The 15255-nt window shown below is 64.5% G+C and carries 11 protein-coding genes; 3 read left to right on the top strand and 8 right to left on the bottom strand.

What is annotated here, in order from left to right:
* Positions 1 to 2: 2 nt before the first annotated feature.
* From msrP to OEG81_RS05480, 3 genes are all read right to left on the bottom strand, one after another.
* The gene (gene msrP, locus OEG81_RS05490; RefSeq protein WP_264131703.1) at positions 3 to 965 is read right to left on the bottom strand and encodes a protein-methionine-sulfoxide reductase catalytic subunit MsrP; all 963 of its coding nucleotides are present in this window, start codon (positions 963 to 965) and stop codon (positions 3 to 5) included.
* Between the two features lie 135 nt (positions 966 to 1100).
* Positions 1101 to 1754 carry an HAD-IA family hydrolase gene (locus tag OEG81_RS05485; RefSeq protein ID WP_264131702.1) on the bottom strand — a complete coding sequence of 218 codons (654 nt, stop codon included), beginning with the start codon at positions 1752 to 1754 and terminating at the stop codon, positions 1101 to 1103.
* Positions 1751 to 2704: an RluA family pseudouridine synthase gene (locus OEG81_RS05480; RefSeq protein ID WP_264131701.1), complete on the bottom strand. Its 954-nt coding sequence runs from the start codon at positions 2702 to 2704 to the stop codon at positions 1751 to 1753. The genes OEG81_RS05485 and OEG81_RS05480 overlap by 4 nt, the downstream gene beginning before the upstream one ends.
* Before the next feature lie 496 nt (positions 2705 to 3200).
* Here OEG81_RS05480 and OEG81_RS05475 point away from each other — a divergent pair, with 496 nt between their 5' ends.
* Positions 3201 to 6206, top strand: a complete 3006-nt coding sequence (locus tag OEG81_RS05475) for an Rne/Rng family ribonuclease (RefSeq protein ID WP_264131700.1) — start codon at positions 3201 to 3203, stop codon at positions 6204 to 6206.
* A gap of 259 nt (positions 6207 to 6465) precedes the next feature.
* Complete coding sequence (locus OEG81_RS05470) at positions 6466 to 8832, top strand: autotransporter domain-containing protein (protein WP_264131699.1); 2367 nt, start codon at positions 6466 to 6468, stop codon at positions 8830 to 8832.
* A 1-nt stretch (position 8833) separates the two neighbouring features.
* Here the strand turns inward: OEG81_RS05470 and accD are convergent, their stop codons facing one another.
* From accD to OEG81_RS05450, 4 genes are all read right to left on the bottom strand, one after another.
* Positions 8834 to 9709, bottom strand: a complete 876-nt coding sequence (gene accD, locus OEG81_RS05465; protein ID WP_264131698.1) for an acetyl-CoA carboxylase, carboxyltransferase subunit beta — start codon at positions 9707 to 9709, stop codon at positions 8834 to 8836.
* A gap of 91 nt (positions 9710 to 9800) precedes the next feature.
* Positions 9801 to 10649, bottom strand: a complete 849-nt coding sequence (gene trpA / locus OEG81_RS05460) for a tryptophan synthase subunit alpha (RefSeq protein WP_264131697.1) — start codon at positions 10647 to 10649, stop codon at positions 9801 to 9803.
* Positions 10650 to 10667: 18 nt separating this feature from the next.
* The gene (gene trpB / locus OEG81_RS05455) at positions 10668 to 11867 is read right to left on the bottom strand and encodes a tryptophan synthase subunit beta (RefSeq protein WP_264131696.1); all 1200 of its coding nucleotides are present in this window, start codon (positions 11865 to 11867) and stop codon (positions 10668 to 10670) included.
* Positions 11868 to 11978: 111 nt separating this feature from the next.
* Entirely contained in the window at positions 11979 to 14270 is a 2292-nt protein-coding gene (locus OEG81_RS05450) for a RelA/SpoT family protein (RefSeq protein ID WP_412034131.1), read from the bottom strand.
* A gap of 84 nt (positions 14271 to 14354) precedes the next feature.
* Here OEG81_RS05450 and OEG81_RS05445 point away from each other — a divergent pair, with 84 nt between their 5' ends.
* Positions 14355 to 14873 (top strand): flavodoxin family protein, encoded by a 519-nt coding sequence (locus OEG81_RS05445; RefSeq protein WP_264131694.1) that lies wholly within the window; start codon positions 14355 to 14357, stop codon positions 14871 to 14873.
* Between the two features lie 19 nt (positions 14874 to 14892).
* On the opposite strand, the gene OEG81_RS05440 is transcribed toward OEG81_RS05445, so the two are convergent.
* Entirely contained in the window at positions 14893 to 15246 is a 354-nt protein-coding gene (locus tag OEG81_RS05440; protein ID WP_264131693.1) for a RidA family protein, read from the bottom strand.
* Between the last annotated feature and the right edge of the window lie 9 nt (positions 15247 to 15255).

The raw sequence follows: 15255 nt of genomic DNA, 5'->3' as shown, positions 1-15255 counted from the left end.
CCCTAATAGTTTTTTCGAAGATCCAGGCCGGCGTACAAAGACGCGACCTGCTCGCCATAGCCGTTGAAAGGCAGGGTTTCCACGCGCGGGGCGAAGAAGCCATCGCCGATGCGGCGTTCCGTTGCCTGGCTCCAGCGCGGATGCGGGACGTCGGGGTTGACGTTGGCGTAGAAGCCATATTCGTTGGGCGCGATCTTGGCCCAGCTGGTGACGGGCATGTTTTCGACCAGCCGGATCTTGACGATGGACTTGCCCGACTTGAAGCCGTATTTCCAGGGGATGGCCACCCGCATGGGCGCGCCGTTCTGATTGGGCAGGATCTTGCCGTACACGCCGAACACCAGCATGGTCAGCGGATGCATGGCTTCATCGATGCGCAGGCCCTCGGTATAGGGCCAGTCGATGATGCGGTCATTAAGGCCGGGCATGTTGGCCGGCTGCACCGCCGAGATGAATTCCACATATTTCGCCTTGCTGGTGGGCTCGACCTGCCGCAGCAGCGTCGCCAGGGAATAGCCGTTCCAGGGGATGACCATGGACCAGGCCTCGACGCAGCGCAGGCGGTAGACGCGCTCTTCGATGGGGGCCAGCTTCAGCAGGTCGTCGATGTCGAATGTGCGCGGCCGGGCCACTTCGCCCTCGATGCTGACGGTCCAGGGCCGCGTCTGCATTTTGCCGGCATAGTCCAGGGGATCGGTCTTGCCGGTGCCGAACTCATAGAAATTATTGTACGAACTGACGTCTTTTTCAGAAGTCTGCTTGGCGCTGAGCCAGTATTCGGGATTGGGCGCGGCCGAAAGCTTTTGCACCGCCTGGGATGCTTCGGCATCCAACGAAAGCAGGCCGCCGCTGCCCAGGGCGAGAGCGCCAAGGCCGGCCTGCCGCAGCCAGTTGCGCCGCGACAGCCACACGGGCTCGGGGGTGATGTCGGAAGCCGCGATGGGCGGAATTGCGTTCTTGGGCATGGCGATCCGTTCCTGGAGGCGTTTCCGGATATGACGCGGCAAGGCGGCAAAAAGTTCCGGTTGTACGGCCCCCCTCTTCCCGGCACCGCTGATTTATGGCGATTGTCCCGGGGACGGCCGGCCGGATGGCGCCGGTCAGACGCGGTCCAGCAGCCAGGACTGCATTTCGCCCACGCTGGACACCATGACGGTGGGCTCGGCCTGCAGCAGGGTCGCCGTATCGTGCGCGCCGTAGGTGACGGCCATGCTGTCCACGCCCGCCGCGGCCGCCATTTGTATGTCGTGCGAGGTGTCCCCCACCATCAGGATCTGTTCCGCCGGGATGTCCAGCATCTCCATGATTTCCAGCAGCATGGCCGGATGGGGCTTGCTGAAGGACTCGTCGGCGCAGCGTGTTACATGGAAATGCCCATGCAGTTGCTTCGCTGTCAGCACCCTGTCCAGGCCGACCCTGCTTTTGCCGGTGGCCACGCCCAGGCGGACCTGGCGGGACTGCAGCGTGGCGAGCAGGTCGGTGATGCCGTCGAAAAGCTTGATCTCCGGATCGCGTCTGAGAAAGTGGACGCGATAGCGGTCGACGAAATCGGGCATCTGGTCGGCCGTGAGCGTGGGGACGCAGCGATACAAGGCGCTTTCCAGCGACAGGCCGATGACCCAGGCCGCCTCTTGGGCCGGCGGCACCGGCAAGCCGAGATCGGCGCAGGCGCCCTGTATGGCCGCCACGATGGAATGCGTCGAATCCATCACGGTGCCGTCCCAGTCGAAGACCACGGCCGAATAGCGTTTCACGAATTTTGCTCCAGGTAATCAAGAATATTCAGGCAGGCCGGGGGCAGATCCGCCGTCAGGACCAGCGGTTCCCCCGTCAGGGGGTGTGGGATTTCCAGGCGGCAGGCATGCAGGAACATGCGGTTCAGGCCCAGACGGGCGAAATGCGCGCGCACCTCGTCCGGCCCGTATTTTTCGTCGCCCACGATGGGATGGCCGCTGGCGGCCAGATGCACCCGGATCTGGTGGGTGCGGCCGGTGCGCAGCTCGGCGCCCAGCAGGCTGTAGCGTCCATAGCGCTTTTGCAGGGTGATGATGGTGTGCGCCGCCTTGCCGGACGGGTCCACCTTTACGCGCCGCTCGCCCGAGGCGGTCAGCCATTTCAGCAAAGGCTGGCGCAGGTGCTGCTTGTCGTTCACCCAGTCGCCCACCACCAGGGCCTGGTAATGCTTGCGCCCGGCGCCTTCGCGCATCATGTCGTGCAGGCCCAGCAAGGCCTTGCGCTTCTTGGCGACGATCAGCAGCCCGGAGGTTTCACGGTCCAGCCTATGGGCCAGTTCCAGGAGGGGCGCATCGGGGTGCGCGGCGCGCAATTGCTCGATGACGCCGAAAGACACCCCGCTGCCGCCATGCACCGCCAGGCCGGCGGGCTTGTTGACGACGACCATGGCGTCGTCCTCGAAGACGACGGGAAATACGGCGGGCGGCGCCTTGCGCGCCTCGTCGGGCCGGGGCAGCCGCAGGGGCGGCACCCGCAGCGTATCGCCCTGCTCGAGGCGGTAATCGGCGGCGATCCGCCCCTTGTTGACCCGCACCTCGCCGTTGCGTATGGCCTTGTACAAATGGCTCTTGGGCACGCCCTTGCATAAACGCAACAGGAAATTGTCGATGCGCTGGCCCGCGTGTTCGGCGTCGATTTCGATAAAACGCACACTGGGAGCAGGGTTATTGGCAATAACTGTTTTGCGCATAGGGAAAAGCGGCATATAATCGCGTCAGCCTATAGAAGCTGAAAAACCGCCGAACGTAGAGATGCAAGGGTGCGTCTCCGTTGGACGAATAAAGGCCATATTGTACTGCCTGGGTTTCAGCTTCTGGGTCATTAGGTCGCCGGGGCAAGCCCGATCCGGAAAATAGTGGTGTGGCGAATAGCCCGCTATTTACCTGTCGATTGCCAATCGCGTGCGACGCTGAATCTTTTGCAAAGTATGTCATCGTTTAATGCACCAGCCGCTAACTCAATAATGCGTCTGCCGTTCCCAGCAATCTTTTGTCAACCACTATAGTGAACCTGACCTCCCTGCTGACTGAACTGCGTTCCTACAGGTTCGCCGTGCCTTCCCGACACAAGGTGGGCACCGCCTGACGCCGTCAGCCGCGCCCCCCATGCAGATTTAGCGCCTCACACCGAATGACCCGCGGTCGTGCGCCGATAAACGGTGCGCCATGACTACGGAGAATCACCTCATGAAACGGATGTTGTTCAACGCAACGCATCAAGAAGAACTACGCGTTGCCATTGTCGACGGTCAAAAACTCATTGACCTCGACATTGAAACTGCCGGCCGCGAACAGCGCAAAGGCAATATCTACAAAGGCGTAATCACCCGCATCGAACCCGGCCTCGAAGCCTGCTTCGTCAGCTACGGCGAAGACCGCCACGGCTTCCTGCCTTTCAAGGAAGTCGCCCGCAGTTACTTCAAGGAAGGCGTCGATGTACGCACGGCGCGCATCCAGGATGCCCTGGCCGAAGGCCAGGAGCTGATCATCCAGGTCGAAAAGGAAGAGCGCGGCAACAAGGGCGCGGCCCTGACCACCTTCATTTCGCTGGCTGGCCGCTATCTGGTCCTGATGCCCAACAACCCGCGCGGCGGCGGCGTTTCGCGCCGTGTCGAAGGCGAAGACCGCCAGGAACTGCGCGAAACCATGGATCAGCTGGACGTTCCGGCCGGCATGAGCATCATCGCGCGCACGGCCGGCATCGGCCGCAGCGTCGAAGAGCTGCAATGGGATCTGTGCTATCTGCTGCAACTCTGGACCGCCATCGACGGAGCCGCCCGCGAGAACGCGGCGCCCATCCTGATCTACCTGGAATCCAGCCTGGTCATACGCGCCATACGCGACTACTACTCCCCGGAAATCGGTGAAATCCTCATCGATACCGACGACATCCACGAGCAGGCCACCGCCTTCATGAGCGTGGTCATGCCCGACAGCGTCCAGCGCGTCAAGATGTACCGCGACGACATTCCGCTGTTCTCACGCTTCCAGATCGAACACCAGATCGAAACGGCTTATTCGCGCACGGTGCAGCTGCCCTCCGGTGGCTCGGTCGTCATCGACCACACCGAAGCACTGGTGGCCATCGACGTGAACTCGGCGCGCTCCACGCGCGGTTCCGACATCGAAGAAACCGCCATGCGCACCAACCTGGAAGCGGCCGATGAAGTGGCCCGCCAATTGCGCCTGCGCGACCTGGGCGGCCTGATCGTGATCGACTTCATCGACATGGAAGAAGGCAAGAACCAGCGCGCCGTCGAACAGCGCCTGCGCGACGCCCTGCATTTCGACCGGGCCCGCGTACAGATGGGCAAGATCTCGCGTTTCGGCCTCATGGAGCTGTCGCGCCAGCGCCTGCGCCCCGCCCTGAACGAAGGCTCGCACATCACCTGCCCGCGCTGCAACGGCACCGGCGTGGTCCGCGATGCCGAATCCAGCGCCCTGCACGTGCTGCGCCTGCTTCAGGAAGAAGCCATGAAAGAAGGCACGGCCTCGCTGCATGCGCAAGTGCCGGTCGACGTGGCCACCTTCCTGCTCAATGAAAAGCGTGCCGACATCACCAAGATCGAATCGCGCCTGAAGGTCAATCTGATCCTCATCCCCAACAAGAACCTGGAAACGCCGCATCACCATATCGAGCGCCTGCGCCACGATGATCCGCGCCTGGAAGAAATCAAGACCAGCTTCGAACTGGTCACCCAGCCCGAGGCCGCGGTGACCTGGTCGCCCAACAAGGCCCAGGAAGCCAAGACGCGTCCGGAAGCGCTGGTCAAGGGCATCACGCCCTCGCAACCGGCCCCGATCTCCGCGCCGGCGCCCGCGCCCGCCGCTCGTCCTGCCACGGAAAGCACCGGCCTGTTCCGGAAGCTCATCAACTGGTTGACGGGCGCCGGTACGGCGGCCAAAGCCGCCGAGCCCGCCGCTGAAACCGCAGGCAAGCCCGCCCAGGGCCACCGCAAGAGCGGCGGACGCCACAACGAGCGCCGCGAACGCGGCCACGGCGACCGCAACCGCCATCGCCGGGGCGACCGCCGCCACGATACCGCCGAAGGCCGTTCCGACGAAGCGCAGGCCACGGCGGCGCCCAAACCGCGCCGCCAGTCGCCTTCCCAGGACGGCGCCCAGGCTGGCCAATCGCGCCCGGCCGCCGCGCCCCCCGCCAATGGCTCGGCCCAAGCCGAGTCCGGTGAAAACGGCAATACCGGCCGCAGCGGCCGCAACCGCCGTGGACGGGGCCGCAACCGCCGCGATGAAGCCCAGGTCGAAAGCATCGAGCAGGACAGCAGCGTCCTGCCGGCAGCAGCCGCTGCGGCCGCCGCCGAGACCGTGCAGGCGCTTGCCGAGCAAACCCTGCCCGAGAATGCCGTAACCGAAACCGAACTGACCAGCGAAACCACGGCCGAAGGCGATCAGTTCGACCCCGAACGCAAGCGCCGCCGCCGTCGCAGCCGCCGCGGCCGCCGCAGCTCCGAAGGCAGCAGCGACAGCGCCAGCGCATCGGCCGGCGAGAACGACAGCGACGACAACGAGGAAAACCAGCCTTTCGTATCGCACGAAACGCCCGCGTTCAATCCCGAGGTCCTGCCCGCCATCGCCACAAGCCAGGGCGACATGCTGGAAGCCGCGGCTGCGGCGCCCCAGTCGTCGGCACAGGCCGAGGCAGCGCCCGCCCAGGCCGAGCCGGTCGCCGAGGCCCAGCTCATGCCGCAGGAAGCCGCCGAGACGGCCGATGATGCCGAAAGCGCCAGCCAGGCATCCGATGTCGCAGCGGCAACGCCGGCCACGGCCGACGAAGACGCCCAGCCGGCATCCAGCCAACCCGCTGACGCCGCGCCGGCCCTGCAAGAGCCGGCCCTGGTGGAAGAAGTGGCCGCTGCCGCGGAGCCTTCCCCGGCCGAGCAACCCACCGAGGCGCCTCTTGTGCCGACGGCGGTTTCCGGACAGACTCAGCAAGAGGAAACCGTAGCCAGCGAAGATCCGGCCCTTCTCGCCAACGGCGCCGCCCAAAGCGGCTCCAAGGCAAGCACTGCGGCGGCGCCGTTGAGCACCATGCTGGCCGATGCGGGCATGGAACTGATCGAAACCCGGCACGCCGCTCCGGAAATCAGCGCCGCGCCGGTCCGCCTCGGCCGTGCCCGCAAGCCGGCGGCGACCGTCGCCAGCGAGCCGCTGCAACAGGTGGAAACCCACTAAGCCGAAGGGAATGGCCTGCGCTTATCCGCAGGCCTGACCTGTTCAAATCGAAGGCCCCGCCGCATGATGTGGCAGGGCCTTTTTATTTGCACTTGTTCTTTTGCCCTTGTACTCTTTTTCCTCATTGTATCTAAATAATTCTAATGTTATATTTATTTACATATTTATAAGATAGTCTTGCTTTCGGGGAACACGGATGGTCGTCAAGCACACTTGCGTGGGAACAGGCTTGGCACGGTCGGCGCTAGCAGTCAGGTCATTGGTAATTCTGATCGCTGCCATGCTGCATGGCGGCGCGTTGGCCGAGCCTTGCGCGTCCAGAGACGGCGCCTACATCAAGACCGGTCCTGACACCTGTGTCGTCGAGCCCGGCAGCAGTTTCGATTCCGTCCTTGTAGAGAATGGCGGCCTTTTACTGCAAAGCGGCTCCGCCGACGCTGGCCTGGCTTTTAGTATTGCGGCCGATACCAGCCTGAACAGCTCAGTCACGATAAGCGGATCGGGTACGAAATGGAAGGCATACGTGACCGCACTGGGCGACCCCGGCGGGGGCGGCGCTAGCGGCGTTAACTCATTGATAATCAGGAATGGAGGCACCTTCGAAACTGACTCTCTGATAGTCGGTGGCGCATCCGGCAGCAACCACGTTCTGGTTACCGGCCAGAATTCCCTATTGACGGTAAGCTCTACCACCATCCTGGGCAGCGCTGCCCTCGGCACGCTGACTATCGCGGACAACGCGCGGGTCGTCGCGACGGGAACATTCGAAATGGGCGAGTTTGGCGTCTTGAACATAGGCGCCGCGCCGGGTTCGGCGCCTGTCGCCCCGGGGAAGCTCTCTGCGGCGGACATAAGCGGCTTCGGCGGTTCACCGGGCGGCACCATTAATTTCAATCACACCGGCAGCAATTATGTGTTCGACACAGATGTAGACATGACTTTCAACATGGAGGCCATGAATCAATGGGCAGGCACCACGGTACTCAATAAATCCCATTTTATCGACGGCTCCACCAACGTCTATGGCGGCAGCCTGATCGTGAATGGCGATCTTGATTCGAGCTCACTCACCGTCCACAGCGGCGGCACCCTGGGTGGAATCGGCGAAGTTCCTCCCACGCTCGTGAAATCAGGCGGCACTCTGGCCCCCGACAACTCCATCGACGTCTTTACCGTATGCTGCAAACTGGAGTTCGAGCCCGGTTCCTTCTTAAAAATCGACGTCGACCCAAGTAGTGGAACGTCCGCTTCCGTATTCGTCGTCGGTGACGCCTACCTTGATGGAACGGTGGTTCCCGTCCTGTCCGGCACCGGCTCTCACTCCGCTTCTCAACGCTACTCCATCCTGGGGGCGGCCGACAGCATCAACGGTCGCTTCGACGGCATCGACTTCCCCTACGCCTTCCTGGACGCCTCGCTGTACTACGATGAAGACCCCAGCGGCCACGACACAGTTTTCCTCGACATCCAGCGCAACAGCACGCGCTTTGCCGATGCCGCCTACACCGGGAACCAGCGCAATGTGGCCAATGCCATAGAAAGCATACCTGCGGAGAATCCGGTCTATCAGGCGGCGCTGCTCCAGCGCAAGGGCCAGGCGCCCGGCTTCTTCAATGCGCTTTCCGGCGAGATCCATGCCGCCACGCCGGCCATGCTGTTCAACACCAGCCAGTACATCAGCAAGCTGCCCTTCGCCTACCTGCGCAACAACCTCGATGCCGGCATGGTGCCGGGCGCGCCCATGGCCTCGGCGGGAACCAGCATCCCCCGCGCCGCCATGCCGCAATCGGCCGCCCTGCCCCTGTGGGCCGATGTGGTGGCCAGCCGCCAGCGCCTGAGCGGCGGCGATGAAACGGCATCTTCCACCGCAACCAGCCATGGCGTATTCGTCGGCGGCGATACGCCCATCGCCGGCGGCTGGCGCCTGGGCGCCGCCCTGGGCTATATGCATAGCCGCAGCAAGGTGGATGAACGCAATTCCAGCGCCAGGGTGGACAGCGCCAGCATTGCGCTTTACGCCGGCAAAAGCATGGCCGTGGAGCACGGCAAGATCAATCTGCTGCTGGGCGCCGCCTATACGCGGCATGGGGTCCGCAGCACCCGGCGGATCGCGCTGGAAAGCGGGCAGCAAACGCTCCAGGCCGATTATGCGGCGACCGCGGCGCAGTTGTTCGCCGAACTGGGCTATGCCGTCCCATGGGGGCCGGCCACCGTCGAACCCTTCGTCAATCTGACGGGTTCGCAGCTGCGCACTCCGGCGTTTTCCGAATCGGGCGGCTGGGCCGCCCTGCGCAGCGACAGGTCGCGCAACACCGTGGGCAGCGCCACGCTGGGCGTACGCGGGAATATTCCTCTTGAACTGGGGCGCGCCCAGGCCCGTGTGGATGCCAGCCTGGCATGGCGCCATGCCGCGGGCGACGTCAAGCCGCAATCGACCATGGCCTTCAGCGAAGGCAGCCGCTTTACCGTGAACGGCACGCCAATCGCGCGCGATGCGGCCCTGGTGGGGCTGGGATTGGGACTGCAAGTGGGCCGCCGCGCCCTGCTGTCCCTATCCTACGCGGGGGAATTCGGGCGCGGCGCCACCGAGCACAGCGGCAAGCTCAACCTGAACTGGGCGTTCTAGATCAAGCCTTGGCGACCACGTCGGCGGGCTGGCGCGTCAGCAAGGCCAGCAGGTGGGCCAGTTCGCCGCGCATCTCGCGGCGGTCCACCACCATGTCGATGGCGCCCTTCTCTAGCAGGAATTCAGAACGCTGGAAGCCCTCGGGCAGTTTTTCGCGCACGGTCTGTTCGATGACCCGCGGACCGGCGAAGCCGATCAGCGCCTTGGGCTCGGCGATGACTACGTCGCCCATGAAGGCGAAGCTGGCCGAGACGCCGCCCATGGTGGGGTCGGTGAGTATGCTGATGTAAGGCAGCCCCGCCGCCGAAAGACGGGTCAGCATGGCATTGGTCTTGGCCATCTGCATCAGGGACAACAGGCTCTCCTGCATGCGCGCGCCGCCCGACGCGGCAACGGAAATGAAGGGCGTCCGGTTCTTGATGGCTTCCTGCGCGCCGCGCGCAAAGCGTTCGCCCACCACCGATCCCATGGAACCGCCCATGAATGCGAATTCGAAGCAGGCCAGCACCACCGGCACGGCCTGTATGCTGCCGCTCATGACCACCATGGCTTCGCTTTCGCCGGTCTGCTTGGTGGCCTCGGCGACACGCTCGGGATACTTGCGGCTGTCCTTGAACTTCAGCGGGTCCATGGGACGCGTATGCTGGCCGATTTCGACGCGGCCTTCCGGATCGAGCAGCGCCTCGATGCGCTCCCGGGCGCCTATGCGCATGTGATGGCTGCATTTTGGGCAGACATTGAGCGTGGCTTTCAGGTCTTCCTTGTAGAGCACCGACTCGCAGGCCGGACACTTGACCCATATGCCCTCGGGGACGCGCCGCGCGCCGTCGTTGCTGCGATTGATGCGCGGAGGCAGAATTTTCTCGAACCAGCTCATGTCTTATTCCTTGAATGCCCGCTTGAAACCGGGCAGTGTTCTTTTTTCCGTCGGCGTGCGCATCGCGGCGCCCAGCCCGTTGATCGATGAATCAGCCCGCATCGGGCAAGGCTTGGCGGATGCCGCCCAGCCAGCGGGCGGCCGCTTCGATGGCCAGGGCATCGGCACCCGGCTCGTCCATGCCCTGCCCACGCGCCTGCTCCACCGCCGCCTCCATGGTCTCGATCAGCTTGCTGCCGATGACCACGGCGTCCGCGCAGCCCGCCAGGCGCTTTGCGCTGTCGGCATCCCGGATGCCGAAGCCCACGCCCACGGGCACCGATACATGGCGCCGGATCCGGGCCAGGCGCTCGGCCACATCCGCGGTATCGATATGACCCGCGCCCGTGACGCCCTTGAGCGATACATAATAAACGTAGCCCCGCGCCACCTGCGCGACTTTCTTGATGCGCTCCTCGGTCGACGTGGGGGCAAGCAGGAAGATGGGATCGATCCGCGCCTGGCCAAGGCGGGCCGCGAAATCGACGATTTCCTCGGGAGGATAATCCACCACCAGCACGCCGTCGACGCCGGCCTGGCCGGCCCGCTCGACGAACGCCGCCTGGCCCATGCGTTCGACGGGGTTGGCATACCCCATCAGCACCACCGGTGTGGCCTGGTCGCGCTGCCTGAACTCGGCCACGATCTCCAGCACCTGCGGCAGTCCCACGCCCCGGCTTATGGCGCGCTCGGCCGCGCGCTGGATCACCGGGCCGTCGGCCATGGGATCGGAAAAAGGCACGCCCAGCTCGATGACGTCGGCGCCGGCCTGGACCAGCGCATGCATCAATTCGGGGGTGGCGGCCCGCGAAGGATCGCCGGCGGTGATGTAGGGAACGAGCGCGGTGCGGCCGTTCATCCTGGCAAACGTGGCGGCAAGCCGTTCGTTCGAAGCATTCATTATGTGTAATCCAGTGTCTTACAGGCTGATGCCGCTGAAATCGGCAACCGTATGCATGTCCTTGTCGCCGCGCCCCGACAAATTCACCAGAATGATCTTGTCCTTGGGCAGCGTGGGCGCCATTTTGACCGCCTGTGCGATGGCGTGCGAGGATTCCAGCGCAGGCATGATGCCCTCGGTGCGGCAGCAATCATGAAAGGCCGCCAGGGCTTCCTTGTCGTCGATGACCGCGTAATGCGCCCGGCCGGAGTCCTTCAGCCAGGCATGCTCGGGTCCCACGCCGGGGTAGTCCAGCCCGGCGGAGATGGAATGGGTTTCCTGGACCTGGCCGTGTTCATCCTGCATGACGTAGGTACGGTTGCCGTGCAGGACGCCGGCTATGCCGGCATTCAGCGAGGCCGCGTGCCGGCCTGTTTCCAGGCCATCGCCCGCGGCTTCCACGCCGATCAACTGCACGCTTTCGTTGTCGATGTAGGGGTGGAAAATACCCATGGCGTTCGACCCGCCGCCCACCGAGGCCACGATGTAGTCGGGCTGGCGGCCCGCGTCGGCGGGCATCTGTTCCAGGCATTCCTTGCCGATGACAGTCTGGAAGTCGCGCACCATCATGGGGTAGGGATGCGGCCCGGCGACGGTGCCGATGATGTAGAAGGTGTTCTCCACATTGGTGACCCAGTCGCGCATGGCCTCGTTCAGCGCATCCTTGAGGGTGCGCGAGCCCGAATCGACCGGCACCACCGTGGCGCCCAGCAATTTCATGCGATAGACGTTCGAGGCCTGGCGGCGGACATCCTCGCTGCCCATGTAGACCACGCATTCCAGGCCGTAGCGCGCGGCGACGGTGGCCGTGGCCACGCCGTGCTGCCCGGCCCCGGTCTCGGCAATGATGCGCGGCTTGCCCATGCGGCGCGCCAGCAGTATCTGGCCTATGCAGTTGTTGACCTTATGCGCGCCGGTGTGGTTCAGGTCTTCGCGCTTGAACCAGATTTGCGCGCCCCCCAGCTTTTCGGACCAGCGCCGCGCGTGGTAGACCGGGCTGGGCCGTCCCACGAAATGCTTGAGCTCGTAGGCGAACTCGGCAAGAAAATCGGCATCGTCGCGGTATTTATCGTAAGCGGCCCGCAACTCGTCCAGTGCATGGACCAGTGTCTCGGCAACGAAGGAACCGCCATACTGGCCGAAATGCCCATCGGGGTCGGGCAGGGTATAGGATTTCAAGGCATTACTCTCTGGTTAGGCAAGGTCCTTGCCGCAGCCCTCTTGCACAGGGCCGATAAACAGGTAATCCTGCATTTTAGCAGTGCGGCGGGGACACGGCAGCGACACGGCTCAGTGCCGGCTCGCGCTTACACCGGCCAGCTCGTTCAGGGCCGCCAGGGCGCGCCCTATCTGCTCGCCGCTCTTGACCTCTATCGTAAAGACCATGTGGGCCAGCGAACGGCGGCTATGCGTATTGACGCTGATCACATTCAGGCGCAGCTTGGCGAAGACCTCCGACAGGTCGCGCAGCAGGCTGGGGCGTTCCTGGGCGTGGATGCTGATGTCGATGGGATAGAGCGCATCGCCCGTATCGCCCCAGTCCACATCGATGAGCCGCTCGGGATGGCGGCCCGCCAGCGCGGCATACGACGGACAGTCGCGGCGGTGGATGGAGACGCCCCGGCCCCGCGTGACGAAGCCCATGATGTCGTCGGGCGGCGCCGGGCGGCAGCACCGCGCCAGCTGGGTCATCAGCGAATCGACGCCGACCACCAGCACCCCGCTTTTGCCGGTCTTGGCCACGCTGCCCACGCCGCTGGCATACACCCTGGCCTCGGGCGCCGCGTCGGCCTTATCGGGCGTCTCGGCGGCCCTGCCCTTGCCCGCGCCCAGCAGATAATCGATCTGGCGCAGGCTGAATTCTTCCTTGGCGACCGCCACGTACAGGTCGTCGGCGCGGGCGAAATCCAATTGCTGCGCCATCTGCTCCAGATTGATGGCGGTCTTGCCCAGCCGTTGCAGCTCTTTCTCGACCATGGCCTGGCCCTGGGAAATCCTTTGCTGCAATTCGATGGCATTGAACCAGGCGCGCACCTTGGCGCGCGACCGGGGGCTGGCCAGGAAGCCCAATTGGGGATTGAGCCAGTCGCGCGACGGCCCGCCGGATTTGGCGGCGATGATCTCGACCGTCTGTCCGGTGGCCAGGCGAGTCAGCAGCGGAACCATCTGCCCGTCGACGCGGGCCCCGCGGCAGCGATGGCCCAGGTCGGTGTGCAGGTAATAGGCGAAATCGACGGGCGTGGCGCCGGCCGGCAGTTCGATGACCCGGGCTTGCGGCGTCATGACGTAGATGCGCTCGCCGGATTCGCCCGCGGGTGCGGGCGCGCGGCCCCCGCCGGCGGCCCTGTCTTGCGGAGCGCCGTCACCATCCTTGCCGGCGGTCGCGCCTGTGTCCTTGTCCCAGGCCAGCAGTTGGCGCATCCAGGCTATTTTCTGGTCATAGCCGCCCGCCGCCGCAACCTCTCCGCCCCTGGGTCCGGCTTCCTTGTAGCGCCAATGCGCCGCCATGCCGTATTCGGCGAACTGATGCATGTCCCGTGTGCGTATCTGGATCTCGAAGGTACGGCCCTGGCCGTCGGCCACCACGGTATGCAAGGACCGGTAGCCATTGGGCTTGGGGCGCGAGATGTAATCGTCGAATTCGTCCGAAACGGGCGTCCACAGCGAATGCGCCAGGGCCAGGGCGGCATAGCAGGCGCGCTCGTCGTCCACGATGACGCGCAGGGCGCGCAGGTCGAACAACTGGCTGAATTCCAGCTGCTTGATGCGCATCTTGTTCCAGATGCTGAATATATGCTTGGGCCGGCCGGTGACCTCGGCGGGTATGCGGGCGTCGCGCAGCGCATCCTGCAACTGTCCGACGACGGCCACGATGAACGCTTCGCGTTCGACCCGTTTCTCTTCGAGCCGGCGGGCGATGGCCTTGTAGGTATCGGGCTCCAGGAACCGGAATGCCAGGTCTTCCATCTCCCATTTGATCTGCCATATGCCCAGGCGGTTGGCCAGCGGCGTATACAGCTCCATGGTTTCCCGTGCGAAGCCGGCGGGGCAAGGGTTTTTTGAGCTGGCGTACCAGCGCAGCGACTGCAGGCGCGAGGCCAGGCGCATGACGACGATGCGCAGGTCGGCGGCCATGGCGAGCAGCATCTTGCGCTGCATTTCCTTCTGATCCGTGCCCGTGGCGGCGCTGTCGCTGGCCTGGCCGGCCAGGTGCCCCAGGCGCAGAAGCGCCCGCGTACCCTGCACCAGCGATACGACCTCGGTGCCGAATGCCTTGCGCAGCGGATCCTGCCGCGCTCCGGCGCCGCTTGCCGGATGCTCGCCCGGCAAGACCGCCAGCAAGGCGCTGGCGCGTGTTTCGGCATCGGTGCCCAGTTCCGCCAGTATGCAGGCCACCGCCGCGCTATGCCCATCCAGCGGCTCGCCCGTCGTGGCCTCGAGCCCCAGCAGCGGCCCACGCACCCATTGGGCGGCCAGGGTCAACAGATGCCGGCCGGCCTCGTCCAGGCCTTCGCCGGCGCGAGCCAGCCAGCCCTCATCGAAAGGCGGGGCATGGATATCCGGCTGATCTGTCGTAGGGATGGTCATGAGGCGACGGCGGCGAAAATGTCGTAAGTTCCAGCGCCTCTATACTAACGTGTCCGGGACGCGTTGGCGCATAAAACCATGGTCGATTCATCAAGGAAGAAAACCCTGCTGCTGGTATGGCATTCCCGTACCGGCGCGGCCAGGCAGATGGCTCAGGCGGCAAGCCGCGGAGCCCGATCCGTGGCCGACGAACTGCGGGCGGACGGCCCGCTCGATATCGTAATGAAAGAGGCTTGCGACACGCAGGCCGCCGACATGCTGGACGCCGACGGCTACCTGTTCTGCGCGCCCGAGAACCTGGCGGCGCTCAGCGGGGCCATGAAGGAGTTCTTCGACCGCAATTACTATTCCGTGCTCGACCGCCTGAATGGCCGGCCTTATGCGCTCATGATCGCGGCCGGCTCCGACGGCAGCGCCGCGGCCCGCCAGGCGGAAAGGATCTGCACGGGCTGGCGGCTTCGTCAGATTGCGCCCACGCTTATCGTGAACACCCGCGCACAGACGCCGCAGGAAATCCTGGCACCCAAGATCGTGCCCCAAGACCGGCTGGAGGATTGTGCAACATTGGGGGGCACGCTGGCCGCCCTGCTGCTATGAGGCCATAAGCCTGCCGCGCCTAAGGCAGCGCGGCGGTCACCACGATCTCGACCTTGTAGTCCGGGTTGGCCAGCCGCGCTTCGACTGTGGCCCGGGGCGGCGCATTGCCCGGCGCGACCCAGGCGTCCCAGGCCTTGTTCATGCCATCGAATTCCTTCATGTTGGCAACGAATATCTGGGCCATCAGAATGCGCGACTTGTCGGTACCGGCCGTGGCAAGCAGGCGGTCTATGGTCGCCAGCACTTGGGCGGTCTGCCCCTGGATGTCCTGCTTGCTGTCGTCGGGAACCTGCCCCGCCAGATACGCCACGCCATTGAAAATAGCCATATCCGACAAACGCTTTTCCACGTTTACCCGTTCCACTTCACTCATTTAAGCGCT

It is taken from the genome of Pollutimonas sp. M17, from assembly GCF_025836975.1.
Lineage (GTDB): Bacteria > Pseudomonadota > Gammaproteobacteria > Burkholderiales > Burkholderiaceae_B.
Note: the sequence above shows the minus strand (reverse complement) of the source record. Positions and strands in the feature narration are given on the sequence as shown.